The organism is Deltaproteobacteria bacterium (genome assembly GCA_019912665.1).
GTDB lineage: Bacteria > Desulfobacterota > GWC2-55-46 > GWC2-55-46 > GWC2-55-46 > UBA5799.
The window spans coordinates 181282-193535 of sequence record JAIOIE010000021.1 but is presented as its reverse complement, the minus strand read 5'-3'; the positions used below and the strand labels follow the sequence as shown (position 1 = coordinate 193535).

The 12254-nt window shown below is 54.9% G+C and carries 11 protein-coding genes and 1 pseudogene; 4 read left to right on the top strand and 8 right to left on the bottom strand.

Going from position 1 to position 12254, the window contains the following annotated elements:
- Window positions 1-188 precede the first annotated feature (188 nt).
- Window positions 189-623, top strand: a complete 435-nt coding sequence (locus tag K8I01_10350) for a peptidylprolyl isomerase (protein MBZ0220817.1) — start codon at window positions 189-191, stop codon at window positions 621-623.
- A 72-nt stretch (window positions 624-695) separates the two neighbouring features.
- On the opposite strand, the gene ligD is transcribed toward K8I01_10350, so the two are convergent.
- The 7 genes and pseudogenes from ligD to K8I01_10315 form a co-directional block, all read right to left on the bottom strand.
- On the bottom strand, window positions 696-3266 hold the full coding sequence (ligD, locus tag K8I01_10345) for a DNA ligase D (protein ID MBZ0220816.1): 2571 nt from the start codon (window positions 3264-3266) through the stop codon (window positions 696-698).
- Window positions 3267-3275: 9 nt separating this feature from the next.
- Window positions 3276-4112 (bottom strand): Ku protein, encoded by an 837-nt coding sequence (locus K8I01_10340; protein ID MBZ0220815.1) that lies wholly within the window; start codon window positions 4110-4112, stop codon window positions 3276-3278.
- Window positions 4113-4198: 86 nt separating this feature from the next.
- The gene (locus K8I01_10335) at window positions 4199-5539 is read right to left on the bottom strand and encodes a deoxyribodipyrimidine photo-lyase (GenBank protein ID MBZ0220814.1); all 1341 of its coding nucleotides are present in this window, start codon (window positions 5537-5539) and stop codon (window positions 4199-4201) included.
- 6 nt (window positions 5540-5545) lie between these two features.
- The gene (locus tag K8I01_10330) at window positions 5546-6490 is read right to left on the bottom strand and encodes a DUF523 and DUF1722 domain-containing protein (protein ID MBZ0220813.1); all 945 of its coding nucleotides are present in this window, start codon (window positions 6488-6490) and stop codon (window positions 5546-5548) included.
- A 241-nt stretch (window positions 6491-6731) separates the two neighbouring features.
- A complete protein-coding gene (locus tag K8I01_10325) occupies window positions 6732-7616 on the bottom strand; it encodes a hypothetical protein (protein ID MBZ0220812.1) in 885 nt (294 codons plus the stop codon).
- A gap of 207 nt (window positions 7617-7823) precedes the next feature.
- Window positions 7824-8366: pseudogene (locus tag K8I01_10320) on the bottom strand (transposase).
- An 89-nt stretch (window positions 8367-8455) separates the two neighbouring features.
- Window positions 8456-9838, bottom strand: a complete 1383-nt coding sequence (locus K8I01_10315; GenBank protein ID MBZ0220811.1) for an MBL fold metallo-hydrolase — start codon at window positions 9836-9838, stop codon at window positions 8456-8458.
- 199 nt (window positions 9839-10037) lie between these two features.
- Here K8I01_10315 and K8I01_10310 point away from each other — a divergent pair, with 199 nt between their 5' ends.
- The 3 genes from K8I01_10310 to K8I01_10300 all read left to right on the top strand — a co-directional run bounded on the left by K8I01_10310 (window position 10038) and on the right by K8I01_10300 (window position 11612).
- Window positions 10038-11252 carry a radical SAM protein gene (locus K8I01_10310; GenBank protein ID MBZ0220810.1) on the top strand — a complete coding sequence of 405 codons (1215 nt, stop codon included), beginning with the start codon at window positions 10038-10040 and terminating at the stop codon, window positions 11250-11252.
- Complete coding sequence (locus tag K8I01_10305) at window positions 11206-11397, top strand: SAP domain-containing protein (GenBank protein ID MBZ0220809.1); 192 nt, start codon at window positions 11206-11208, stop codon at window positions 11395-11397. Before K8I01_10310 ends, K8I01_10305 begins: the two co-directional genes overlap by 47 nt.
- Window positions 11398-11459: 62 nt before the next feature.
- Entirely contained in the window at window positions 11460-11612 is a 153-nt protein-coding gene (locus K8I01_10300) for a YHS domain-containing protein (GenBank protein ID MBZ0220808.1), read from the top strand.
- A 46-nt stretch (window positions 11613-11658) separates the two neighbouring features.
- Here the strand turns inward: K8I01_10300 and K8I01_10295 are convergent, their stop codons facing one another.
- Window positions 11659-12135, bottom strand: a complete 477-nt coding sequence (locus K8I01_10295; GenBank protein ID MBZ0220807.1) for a NifU family protein — start codon at window positions 12133-12135, stop codon at window positions 11659-11661.
- Window positions 12136-12254 lie beyond the last annotated feature (119 nt).

Below are 12254 nucleotides of genomic sequence, written 5' to 3'. Positions count from 1 at the left end.
TATGGCCTTGAATTTACGCTGAAACCGGACCAAAGGCCCTTGACAGTGCTTAGGCCGGTGGTTAGAGTCAAGTATGGAAGCGTAAAGGCCGAGGAGCATGGAAGGATACGCTTATAGCCTGAACGGCCGTGCCAGGCAGGGTTATTGCGCGCTCCTTGTATATAAAAAAGAAGCTTCGGGAGGGGAAGATGGCACAGGCAAAGCAAGGCGACATCGTAAAGGTCCACTACACCGGCACTCTCGAGGACGGCACAAGGTTTGATTCGTCCGATGGCAGGGACCCGCTTCAGTTCGTGATCGGGGAGGGCATGCTCATACCCGCTTTCGAGCAGGCCATCGTGGGCATGAACCCCGGAGATACCAAGCAGCTGCACATACAGTCGCATGAGGCCTACGGGCCGTACATGGACGAGCTCATTCTCGAAGTCGACAGGAACCAGATACCCCCGTATATCGACCCTGAGGAGGGCATGCAGCTCCAGATAACCCAGGACGACGGCAGCTCGACCATCGTGAAGGTCGTGAAGCTCACGAACGAGAAAATATACCTTGACGCGAACCATCCTCTTGCCGGAAAGGACCTGAACTTCGAGGTCAAGCTGGTCGACATAGTCCGCCACTGACCTTGATTTTGGTTTCGAAAACTCTTCAGGGCTTGAAAGGCCGGATGACCTCCGGCCTTTTTCCATTTCAGCTTAGCGCCGGAGCCCTATCTTCTCTTCCATCTCGATCGTCACAGGCTGCTTAACGTTCATGTATCCTTCCCAGGGGTTCCCGGCTTCCCTTATGCGCTCTTTCATATTGGCAAGCGTAAAGGAGCCCGGCCCGTAGAGCATGAGCTCGTCCCAGCCGAGGGGCGCGGCGATTGTAGCGCCCGGCTTGGCCCTGGTCGAATAGGCCTCTATGGCGGTTGCGCCCCTTATGTTTCTCATGTAGTCGATGAATATCCTCCCGGCCCTTCTGGATTTCGTCATCATGGAGGTGAATCTGTCCGGAAGGCCACGGGCCACGAACTCCGCAACAGCCCTGGTAAAATCCCTTATCTCATCCCAGTCCCTTACCGGAAGGACCGGGACCACGACATGGAGCCCCTTGCCCCCGGTAGCCCTGACAAAACTCTTTAATCCAAGCTCCTCAAGGAGCGCCCGCATGAGGAAGACGGCCTCAACAAGCCGGTCCCATCCGACCCCCTCGTCAGGGTCTATGTCGAAGACGAGCCTGTCCGGGTACTCGACTTTCACATGGCGGCTGTTCCATGTGTGAATTTCAAGCACGCCTATCTGGGCGAGCGCCACGAGGCCTTCTGGCGTATCCACCATCAGGTACTCGGCTTGCGTGCCGTCGTTCTCGGCAAGGGCGATCCGCTTCAGTTCCGAAGGAATGGTATTGACCGAGTGCTTCTGGAAGAAGCATTCCTTTCCGATGCCGTCGGGGCAGCGAACGAGCGTAAGGGGCCTCCCTGCAAGATGCGGGAGCATAAGAGGAGCGGCCGCTTCATAGTAGTTTATGAGGTCGGCTTTCGTGTACCCTTCCTCCGGGTAAAAGACCCGGCCGGGGTTTGTTACGCGGACGCTCCTTATTATCCTGGCAGGCCCCGGCTCGATGGATGGCGGCGGGGCGAGCGTTTCTTCAGTCGGCCCCACGGCCTCTTTTGCCCGGAGCGGGTCCGCGGAGACCACCTCGCTTGCGGGCTTGTCCTCCCGGAGGCCCTGGAAAGATGCGTGCCTCAATACGCCTTCCGCAGTCCGCTGCCTGTATTCCACTTCCGCAACGAGTTCCGGCCTTACCCAGTGCACGCCTTTTGCCTCTGCACCTGACGGCGGGTGATGGAACGGAGGCTCCGGCGTCTCAAGCGGCTTAAGGCGCTCCCAGACCTCGGATATGGACCGTTCGCTGAAGCCCGTCCCGACCCTTCCGTAGTAGATGAGCTTTCCATCAGGGGCGTATGCGCCTATGAGGAGCGCGCCGAAACCTGTCCTCCTCCCGTCTCCGGCCTCCGTGTATCCGCCTATGATGAACTCGTCCCTTAAGAGGCACTTCACCTTGAGCCACGACATGGACCGCCCTTCCACATAGGGCGCGTCCCTCTTTTTAGAGATTATTCCCTCTATCCTGTAGGCGCAGGCGTGCTCGAAGAACTCAGGGCCCTTGCCCTCCACATGGCCGCTGAAACGGAGGAGCCTCTTGTCGGCCCTCTCGGATTTGAGTATAGACTCCACGAGGAGCTTCCTTTCATAAAGGGGCGCGGCTTCAAGGGAATAGCCGTTGTAATAGAGTACGTCGAAGAGCATGTATGTGAGTCCCTCGTCGCTCTTCATGGCGAGCGCGTGCTGGAGGCCTTCGAAGCTCGTTCGTCCGTCCTCGCCCATGGATACGACCTCGCCGTCGAGCCATGCCCCATCAAATGGAAGCCGGGAGAGCGCCCCGGCTATGGACGGGAACTTATCCGTCCAGTCGTTCCCGTTACGGGTGATGAGCCGGACGCTGCCTTCCCGTATCTTCGCGAGTATCCTGTAGCCGTCGTATTTGAGCTCGTGGAGCCATCCTTCACCGGCTGGCGGCGCATCGACCAGGGTGGCGAGCGCGGGCCGCATCATTCCGGGCATGGGCTTTTTCCGGTATTGCGCTTCGGACGGTAGAACCCTGGCTGCATTCTCCTTGCCGCCCCATATGCCCTCGGGAAGCGCCGCGACCTCTTCGATAGTCCTCCCGCTTACGGCGCTCTCCGGCCTTTCAGCCGTTATATCGCCCGTGACGTTGGCCTCTCCGTCCGCTTCCTTGATAAGGAGCCATTCGTCCTTTTCCTCCGTCTGGTCCGCGCGTGGTTTAAGCCTCACGAGCGCCCACCTGCCCCGGAGCTTTTTGCCGGAAAGGATGAATTTCATCGCTCCTTTTTGAAGTCCCTTGTTCGGGTCTTCTTCGGGCAGCCAAAAGCCCCTGTCCCAAACGATTACAGTCCCGCCGCCGTACTCTCCTCTCGGGATGACTCCCTCGAAACCGGCGTACTCAAGCGGGTGGTCTTCAACATGCACCGCAAGTCGCTTGTCTTCGGGATTGAGGGAAGGGCCTTTGGGGATAGCCCAGCTTTTAAGTGTGCCGTGGAGTTCGAGACGGAAATCGTAATGGAGGGCTCGTGCGGAATGCTTCTGGATGACGAATACGCCCGCCGGGCCTTCGGCGACTTGGCCTTCGGGCTCGGGGGTGCGGCTGAAATCGCGCTTCCGGCGGTATTCGCCGAGGCCGTCGTTTCGCGCTTCGCTCCCCATCTGCCGGGGCTACCCGCCCGAGGCCTTCCGGGCCTTGACCTTCGCGGCCTCGGTCTCCTCGACGCTTTTCTTAAGGAGCGACATGAGGTCGATGACCTCCGCGGCGGGCGGGGGCGGCGGGGCTGCTGCCTCCTCGACCCTGGCAGTCTCGCCTGCGGCGATCTTGTTTTTTATGTATGAGAGGAGCTCGTCCCTGTAGGTGTCGTGGTATTTGTCAGGCTGCCAGTCGGATATCATGGACTCGACAAGCCTTTCCGCCATCTCAAGCTCTTTTTCCGTCACGCCGAGTTTTTTAAGGTCCTCTTCAGGCACCTCGACAGTTTCCGGTTTTTTGAGCTCGTCGGCGTATCTTATTAGGTCAAGGACGAGCACCTTTCCGTAGGGGACCACGGCCCCGATGTATTCCTTCGAGTGTATGACGACTTTTGCTACCCCGGCCTTTCCGGTCTTTTTAAGCGCCTCACGTAGGAGCGCGTAACCCTTCTCGCCCCTGCCCACGGGCGCGAGGAAATAGGGCTTCTCGAAGAATATGGGGTGTATGTCTTTCGAGTCCACGAAGTCGATTATCTCGACAGTCTGGGTGGCCTTGGCGTTGGCGCGCTTCAAGTCTTCTTCGGAGAGGACGACATACTGCCCCCGTTCGAACTCGTAGCCTTTCACCATCTCGCCGGTGCCGACCTCCTTCCCGGTCCGCTTGTTTATTTTTTTGTAGCCCACGGGCGAGAGGTCGTTCTTATCGAGGAGGTGGAAGTCGAGCTTTTTCTCCTTGCCTTCGGCTGTAAAGAGACCGACAGGGATATTTACCAGGCCGAAGCTTATGGAGCCTTTCCAGATGGGACGGGCCATGAAAAACCTCGCAATTGGAGAGGGAGGGCGGGAAGGGGCCTTATTTAGAGTTTAGAGCAAAGGAGGTGGTAGTCAAGTGGCGGCCTTCATCCGGCCCACCTCCGGATATATGCGTCAACATCGAATTTCGACCTGCTGCCCCTGTAGCTCATGTACCGTATCTTCCCCGTTACTTTCCTTTCAGCCCACGCGCGGTCGTGCACCCCGCCTATGGCCCATGCAATCCCGGCATACCCGTTCGGGTCCCTGCCGTCGAGCTCGTATTTGTCGTTCAAGTAGATGGCATTCCTGAGCGCGGCCTCCGGCGATTCGCTCCATTCGAGTATCTTCTTGGCCCAGTACATGCGCATGTAGCCGTGCATCTTCCCGGTCTTCACCATCTGCATCTGGGAGGCGTTCCAGAGCGGGTCGTAGGTGCGTGCGTTCTCAAGCTCGTCGAGGGAGAAGATAAACTCGCGCCTGTCTCCCGCGTGCGCATTCAATGTCTTCTTTGCCCAGGCTGGAAAACCCGTTATGCTGTCGTAGTCGCGGTTATAAAGGCAGAAGTTGTCCGAAAGCTCCTTCCTGACGATAAGCTCTTCAAGGAAGGCCCTCTTGCCCTCACCATCCGCGCCCTTTCGCATTACTTGAAGCGCGACGCGCTGTGCCGCTATATACCCGAAGTGGAGATACGGCGAGAGGTTTGATTGCCCGTCCTTCGTCGGGTCGTTCCTGTCTTCGGCATACCTGTCGAGCTTCTTTTCCATAAAGTCTTCGAGCGCTTTAGCCGCTTCGGTCTCTCCGGGTTTCAGCCAGTCCACCTCTTTGACCGTGCTGTCGACGGCGAGTCCGGAAATGGTCTTTTCAAGGTCGAAACCGGCCTTGATCCCAATATGGTGCTGGTGCTTTCTTAACCGGGGAAAATCGGTGAGATAGTCTCCGAGCCTTGCCTGTATCCTGGGCCTGAAGGTGCGCGCCGCGAACTCCTGCTTTGACGAGGCTATCCTGCAAGGCACGATATTATGCGCGTCTACCATGTGAAGGGGTATGTCTATCCTTGAGGCTACGGCGTCTTGCCAGCCCCTTTTTATCTTCAAGGGGTCGAAGTCGGTAACAAGCTCGGATATTTTATATCGCTTGATGAAGCTCGGCACCGCTTCCGGCGGTTCGCCCTTTATGAGGACAAACGGGATGGACTTCTCGGCAAGGCTTTCCTCGACTTCCTTCAGCCCCCGGAGCATGAACCCGTACTGCCTGAGCGCGGCCCCCAGAAAGGCCGGGGCTAGAGAGAAGAGCACGATAAGCGGGGCCTTCCGTTCGATTGCGAGCGCTTGGGCAAAGAGGAGCGCCCAGTTGTCACGCGCTCTCTGGTCGCGGCTCATCCAGTAGGCGACCGGGCCTTTCCGCGAAGTTCCCTCCCTCAGGGTCTCGTACCTTCCTTCGAACATGCGCTCCTACACGTGGTTTCTTAGCATCATCTCTATCGGGTGCGGGTTAAGGTAATATTGCCTCCCGAGGTACGGCTCTTTGAACAGGAGGACATAGTGGTTAACGAGCACTATCGGCACGATAAGGGGAATAAGCCCGTTGTGGTAGTTGCCAATGACCTCAAGCAACTCCTTCTTTTCAGGGGCTGAGAGCCTTTCCTTGAAATACCCCATGATATGGTAAAGGACGTTGGTGTTTTTCCTGGTCGTGGCGACTATGCGGAGCCCTTCCATGAGGCTTCCGGCGTATTCATAGTATAGCTTTTCTGCCCTGGATTTTCCGGCCCTGGCTGTGATCTTTCCAAGGAGCGCATAATGCTTCGGGCTGTGCGCGAGGATGAGGAGCTTGTGCCGGGTATGGAAGTCCACGAGGCGGGCTGCACCCGGCTTTCGCATCAGCTCCTGCCACCTCCGGTACACGAAGACGCGCTCTATGAAGTTTTCGCGGAGGGCCGGGTCGTGGAGCCTGCCGTCGTCCTCGGCAGGCACAAGGGGGAAGCGCTCGGCGAACGCGCCTCCGAAAAGCCCAACCCCCTTTTTCGAAGGCGGCCCCGAAGGGCCATAGAGCTTCACTCCGTAAAGGCCGGAGCTTGGAGATTTGGCCTTGAAGATGAAGCCCGACAGATTCTCCTTCTCAAGCTCGTCGAGCCTTTCCTTCACCCATGCGCGCATGCCCTCAGTGTGGTCCATGCCGCTCTTTCGGGTCACGAGGCGCTGGCCCTCGGGGCCTGCCTTCAGGCGCATGGCCTCCCTCGGCACCGGAAGGCCGTACTCCACCTCCGGGCAGACCGGCAGCCAATCGAAGTATTTCCCGAGGGTGTCGGTTATGTACCTGTCCCTCTGGTGCGTGCCGTCATAGCGCACCTTTTCTCCCAGAAGGCACGAGCTTATGCCGAGCTTTATCTTTTGCATGATTCGAGAAAAAGCCGGATTAAATCAATTTTCGGATACAAGGGGCTTTACTTAGAGTGTAAGGGGGTGGAGAGGGGAGTCAAGAGGTTTAATCGGCTGTACATTGGGAATGGCGCGCACAGCGCAAGACTAAACTCAAAAAGAGGGAGGTGAGGGAGAGCAAGAAAGCGGCTTAAATGAGAACAGTGTCGCGCAGCACTCGCAGCATGATTACATATCGTTACTCTTAATTTTCAACAACTCAATTTAAATTTATTCCAGCTGCACTGAAAATATTGCCTAGAGCTTTTCCCAGACTTATAAAATCTATAAACGTTCCGACGCTAAATGTAACTAAATCTTTTTTATTTCCCAAATCACTTTCTACGCTGGTTGCTAAAAATAAATTTAGATAGGAACCATTCAGCTGTAACCCTTCAATTGGCAAAAATGCATCTAGTTTCCATCTGCCTTCGTTCTCGAGTGCTCCATTAAAACCGTAGCCTACATCGAGATATGCCCCATTTACCCATTTACCTGTCTGCAAAATCCTAACCTGCAAAGATCCGCTTGTAATTAATTGATCCTTAATTTCGGAAGTTTGTCCTCCGAATTTTATTATGGGTCCTATTTCATAGCTTTGAAAATTTAAACTCTGGTTATCTTTATTTAAACGACATCCCCAAAATAATCCTCCTTGTATACCTAAGGATCTTTGCTCAGTCAAAACCTGGGAATCTCCATTTTCTGGGATTTCAACAGAAGCGCTAGCCAATTTCACTGTCAAAAAGCCACGGTATGATGAGAGGGAAAGATCTGCACTTTCATAAGCATTAAATTTTTGATGCGCAGTAAGCCCTATATTGAATTTACCGTCTGAAAAATTATTTTGAGTATTGTTTCCATTCTCGTCTTTAGCCTCTAATGCATAATCTACCCCCATCATCAAATCAATATAATAAGGCTTTTCTGTTTTTTTGCAATTTTCTTTAACGGAACCATTTTTTTTCTTGCATGGCGTGAATACTTCTTCAAGATGAGTCCTTTCAGTCGGAGAAGTCGCTTGCTCAGGGGCATTATTAGCGTATGCTGTATTTTTGCAATTCAAGAAAAAGACCCCACAAACAATTAAGAAATATCTTTTCACATAGCCCCTCCAGTATTTAATTAAGTTTTAATCTATAATTTTAAACTTTTTTTGTCAAACGTTAATTTAAACGAATTAAAAACAATACATCTCTGGTGTGTGTCGAGTGTAATTATTGAGTTTCGCAAGCTTTTTTAAATTACAGGGGATATTTTGTGATTTATGATGGTCTCGTAGGTTGGGTTAGCGAAGCGTAACCCAAAACAATCATTCATTCCCGACATAGTCGTCGAATTCTATATTTTCGCCTGCTCCCCAATGATGGTTAAGGTCCCGTCATTTACATATTCGTGAAAGCTTGTATACGGCCAATCCCTGGGCGACTTTACAATCCCGTGCCTGACAGGATTGTAATGGATATATTCGATATGCCGGTTAAAATCACTCTGGTCCCGTATGCTGTGTTCCCAGAAACGCCGCTGCCAAATGCCCTGCTCGCCTTTTTTATGCGGGAAGCCGTCCGGGTTGCTTCATTGTCTGCCCGCTACCAGTGCGCTGAAGTGGCTCTTGATAAGACGCCAGCGAGTAGAAAAAATCCCCGTCGTTTTCCGGCATGGTCCAGACGCAATGGATGTGGTCCGGAAGGCAAACGAATGCGTCGATGGTGAACGGGTGCTTTGCCATGACATGGCTGAATGCATCCTTTAAAAGAAGGATGTTTTCATCAAGGCATAATATCCGCTGCCTCTCATGAGTCACGACGGTAAAAAAGAACGAGCCGCTTTTTGTTTGTGTTCTCCGATATTGCATCTTGTATTCTTGTTGGGTTACGCTGCGCTAACCCAACCTACAAAGAACATCGTCGGGTTTTCCCTTCGCTCAACCCACCTACAAAAAAACTATATCTCCACCGTCTCCCCGTTCTGCGGTCTCCTGGTAGCAAACCCGTACTTCTCCTTTATAAGCCCCGCGAACGATTCCCCGGCCTCGTCCTCGCCGTGCACGATGAATATCTCCGGCGAGTCGTCGAAGTCCGAGAGCCAATCAAGCAGGCCCTCCCTGCCCGCGTGGGCGGAAAAGCCGTTTATGGTGTGGATGGAGGCGCGGACGAGCACTTCCTCTCCCAAAACGGTCACGGACTTCGCGCCGTCCACGATCTTCCTTCCGAGAGTGCCCTTTGCCTGGTAGCCGACGAAGATGACGCTGCACTCCGAGCGCCAGAGGTTGTGCTTGAGATGGTGCTTTATCCTGCCGCCCTCGCACATGCCGCTTCCGGCTATGATGATGTTCCCGGAGCGGAGCCTGTTTAGCTTCATCGACTCCTCGGCCGTCCGGACGAAATGGAGCCTTATCGACGAATCAGACTGCTTGGTGGTGAAGAGATGGCGCGCCTCCTCGTCAAAGCATTCGGGATGGGCTACATAGATCTTGGTAACAGCCTCGGCAAGGGGACTGTCGAGGTAGACGTCTATCCTGTAAAGACGGCCCTCACGCACCAGGTTATTGAGAATATAGAGTAAGTCCTGGGCCCTGCCGACCGCGAAGGAGGGAATATAGACGTTCCCGCCCTTCCTGAATGTCGTCTTGATGGCGCTAACGAGCTCGTTTATGGATTCATTGAGGGGCTTGTGCGACCTGTTGCCGTAAGTGGACTCCATCACCACGTAATTCGCGAGGTCAGGCGCCGATGGGTCTTTTATTATGGGGTTGCCCTTCTTGCCGATGTCGCCTGAGAAGACTATCTTTTTCTCTTCGGCGCTGTCCTGATACCATATCTCAAGCGAGGCCGAGCCCAATATGTGCCCGGCGTCCAGGAAACGGTATTTCACGCCCGGGCCGAGGTGATAGACCTTGTCGTATTCCTTTATCTCGAAAAGGGGGAGTACCCGCTCGACGTCCTCGCTCGTGTAAAGGGGCTCTTGCGGGGGCTTGCCTGAGCGGAGCGCCTTTCTCGTCGCCCATTCGCTGTCGCTCTCCTGAATGCTCGCCGCGTCATAGAGCATGGGCTCAAGGAGGTCCCTTGTCGCCGCCGTCGAGATTATCGTCCCTTTAAAGCCGTCCCTCACTGCCCTCGGGAGCATCCCGGAATGGTCTATGTGGGCGTGCGTTACGAATATGAAATCGAGCGATGCCGGGTCGAAGGGGAAGGGGTGCCTGTTTAGTTCATCGGAGCCTATGCCCTGGTGAAGGCCGCACTCGACGAGGAATTTGAATTTTCCGACCTCGATATGGTAGCAGGAGCCTGTTACGGTGCTCGCTCCGCCGACGAAAGTAAGCTTCATCTTTTACCCTCCAGTAGAGGGCAACAGCATACCATTTAAATGAGGGTTTTTGGAAGCGGGTCGAGAAAAGCAGAGCAATAACGTGCCTTTCCGGGTTCGGCCACCGGGTAGTTGACTGAAACGACAAAAGCTGTCCTAATTTATAATGGTGAGCGGCCCCGCAACGGGGAAGAGCACGTTTTTTCCGGAGGAGGGAGCTATGCTTTCAAAGCCGGGCAGAGCGGGTGCGGAAATTGGCCTTGAGGACGGGAAAACGGGGAGGCTTCTCTCAAAAAAGACGCGTAACACGGCTAAGAACCTCGTAAGGGGTCTCCGCTGCTGGTACATACCGTATCTGAAGTCGAGATATTACTCGGACAGGTTCAGGCCGCTCCTTTCCTATCTCTTCACAGACTGGAAATGCAACGTAAACTGCTGGTACTGCTTCACCTGGAATAACAAGGTGAAGGGCATGCCCCCGGAGACCGCGAGAAAGTCCATCGACTGGCTCCGGACCGTGGGCTGCAGGGTGGTGGCCTTGATGGGAGGGGAGCCGCTCTTACGGAAGAAGTTCATACTCGATGTCATTAAATACGGGAGCGACCGGGACTTCTTCATGTACCTCCCCACGAACGGCATCCTCATGGACAGGGATTTTATCGAGAGGGCAGGGGATGCGGGTGTGGCGGCCGTAAACCTCGCGGTAGATAAGATTAAGGAAGCGCCGGGGCTTCCGAAGAGCTTCGATAGGGTAAAGACTAATTTCAAGCACCTCGTGAGGCTCAGGGAGAAGTACGGCTACATCATTTTCTTCAACATAAATATCACCTCGGAAAATATCGAGGACGTAAAGGAGCTTACCCGGATAGCCCGGGAGCACGACATCGGCACCGACTATCACATGAACGAGCACCCCGTCATCGAGCAGAAGCACTACAAGCATCTCGAACAGGGCTTCTGGATTTCAGAGGAGCACTTCAGGAAAACCGACGAGCTCATTGACTGGCTCGTTGAGAAGAACCTCGAAGGCTGGCCAATGGTCAACTCGGCCGAGCACCTCCGGGCCATGAAGTCGTTCGTGAGGGGCAAGGGCGGGCCCTGGGACTGCAGGGCCGGGCTTAATTCGCTTGTAATAAGGCTCGACGGCACGCTCGCCCCCTGCTTCGAGCTCTACTCGACGGAGAAAGACTGGGGCAGGGTCTGGGAGCCGGCATTCGACCCGGCCGCGCTCCGCGAGACGAAAAAGGAGTGCAACCCCAAGTGCCTCTCGACATGCAATTACCAGGTCTATCATTACTACAACACCTATTCGAGGGGGCTTGAATGGGTCTTGAAGCACATACACAGGGGATTCTCAGGGGAAGAAGACGGAAGGAGGAAAGCCGCGGATGCAGATGGAAAAGGTAAGGGAAAAGGCGAAGAAGCTCGGGCTTAAGACATCGAGGAAAGGGAAAAGGGACCTCATAAGGGAGATACAAGTCACGGAGGGTAACTTCCCGTGCTTCGGGACTGCCGTGGATTTATGCGACCAGCTTCAATGCTGCTGGAAGGAAGACTGCCTTCCAAAGAATTCAGAATAACCGGCCCACTGAGCGCGGCCGTTTCGAATGGCTCAACGGGTGACCATATAAGGAGGTGCGCCATGCCTGCCGACCCCGTATGCAAGATGGAGCTTAGCGAAGAAAACGCCGAGGCCACGACAGAGTACAAGGGGAAGACGTACTACTTCTGCAGCGAGGCCTGCAAGGAGGCGTTCGAGCACGCTCCCGAGCGTTTCGTAAAAAAGACGGCGTGAGTCAGACGCGAGGAAATCGCGTTTTTTTACAGCATAGGCCAGCCGGTTAAACCGGCTCGACCCTCAGTATCTCCGGGGCGAACTTCCTCACCTGCACCTCGACCCCTGACTTGAGGGTCATGGCCGCCGAGGGGCAGCCCCCGCACGCCCCGGTAAGGCGCACCTTGACGACCTTTTCGGCCTCGTCTATATCCACAAGCTCGACGTCGCCGCCGTCTGCCTGGAGATGCGGCCGCACATTATCGAGCCCGGCGATGACCTTTTTCCTGAGTTCCTCGCCGCTCGCCTCGGGAAGCCTGGTCTTCGTTATGTTCACCACCCATTCGGGGCCGCTGGACACGCACTCCCATTCGAACTTTCCGGCGTATTCGGATTCGAGCATGTACCGGATCGCCCTCGGGTCGTAGTCGTTTACTATCTGCAGGACCTTGCCGGCCGCAAGCCCTTCCCATCCGTCGAATACCATCGGGTGGCGCTCGTGCACCGGCGCGCCCCTCAGGTCAAGCCTCACCAGCTCATTCATGGCTTCCTCCATTTCTTAGCCTACAATATACAATATTTCGGCGGAGCGGTCACTGATAAATGGCGGACGGGCAGGCATGCAGAGGAGGCAAAAGGCGCTTGGTCGCGAGCGCTTTTGCC

What these genes read in the sequence shown, in the direction of transcription:
- K8I01_10300 (MBZ0220808.1), top strand. Translation starts at nt 11,460, where the DNA reads ATGCCTGCCGACCCCGTATGCAAGATGGAGCTTAGCGAAGAAAACGCC.
- K8I01_10335 (MBZ0220814.1), bottom strand. Translation starts at nt 5,539, where the DNA reads ATGTTCGAAGGAAGGTACGAGACCCTGAGGGAGGGAACTTCGCGGAAA.
- K8I01_10305 (MBZ0220809.1), top strand. Translation starts at nt 11,206, where the DNA reads ATGCAGATGGAAAAGGTAAGGGAAAAGGCGAAGAAGCTCGGGCTTAAG.
- K8I01_10340 (MBZ0220815.1), bottom strand. Translation starts at nt 4,112, where the DNA reads ATGGCCCGTCCCATCTGGAAAGGCTCCATAAGCTTCGGCCTGGTAAAT.
- ligD (MBZ0220816.1), bottom strand. Translation starts at nt 3,266, where the DNA reads ATGGGGAGCGAAGCGCGAAACGACGGCCTCGGCGAATACCGCCGGAAG.
- K8I01_10295 (MBZ0220807.1), bottom strand. Translation starts at nt 12,135, where the DNA reads ATGAATGAGCTGGTGAGGCTTGACCTGAGGGGCGCGCCGGTGCACGAG.
- K8I01_10330 (MBZ0220813.1), bottom strand. Translation starts at nt 6,490, where the DNA reads ATGCAAAAGATAAAGCTCGGCATAAGCTCGTGCCTTCTGGGAGAAAAG.
- K8I01_10350 (MBZ0220817.1), top strand. Translation starts at nt 189, where the DNA reads ATGGCACAGGCAAAGCAAGGCGACATCGTAAAGGTCCACTACACCGGC.
- K8I01_10315 (MBZ0220811.1), bottom strand. Translation starts at nt 9,838, where the DNA reads ATGAAGCTTACTTTCGTCGGCGGAGCGAGCACCGTAACAGGCTCCTGC.
- K8I01_10310 (MBZ0220810.1), top strand. Translation starts at nt 10,038, where the DNA reads ATGCTTTCAAAGCCGGGCAGAGCGGGTGCGGAAATTGGCCTTGAGGAC.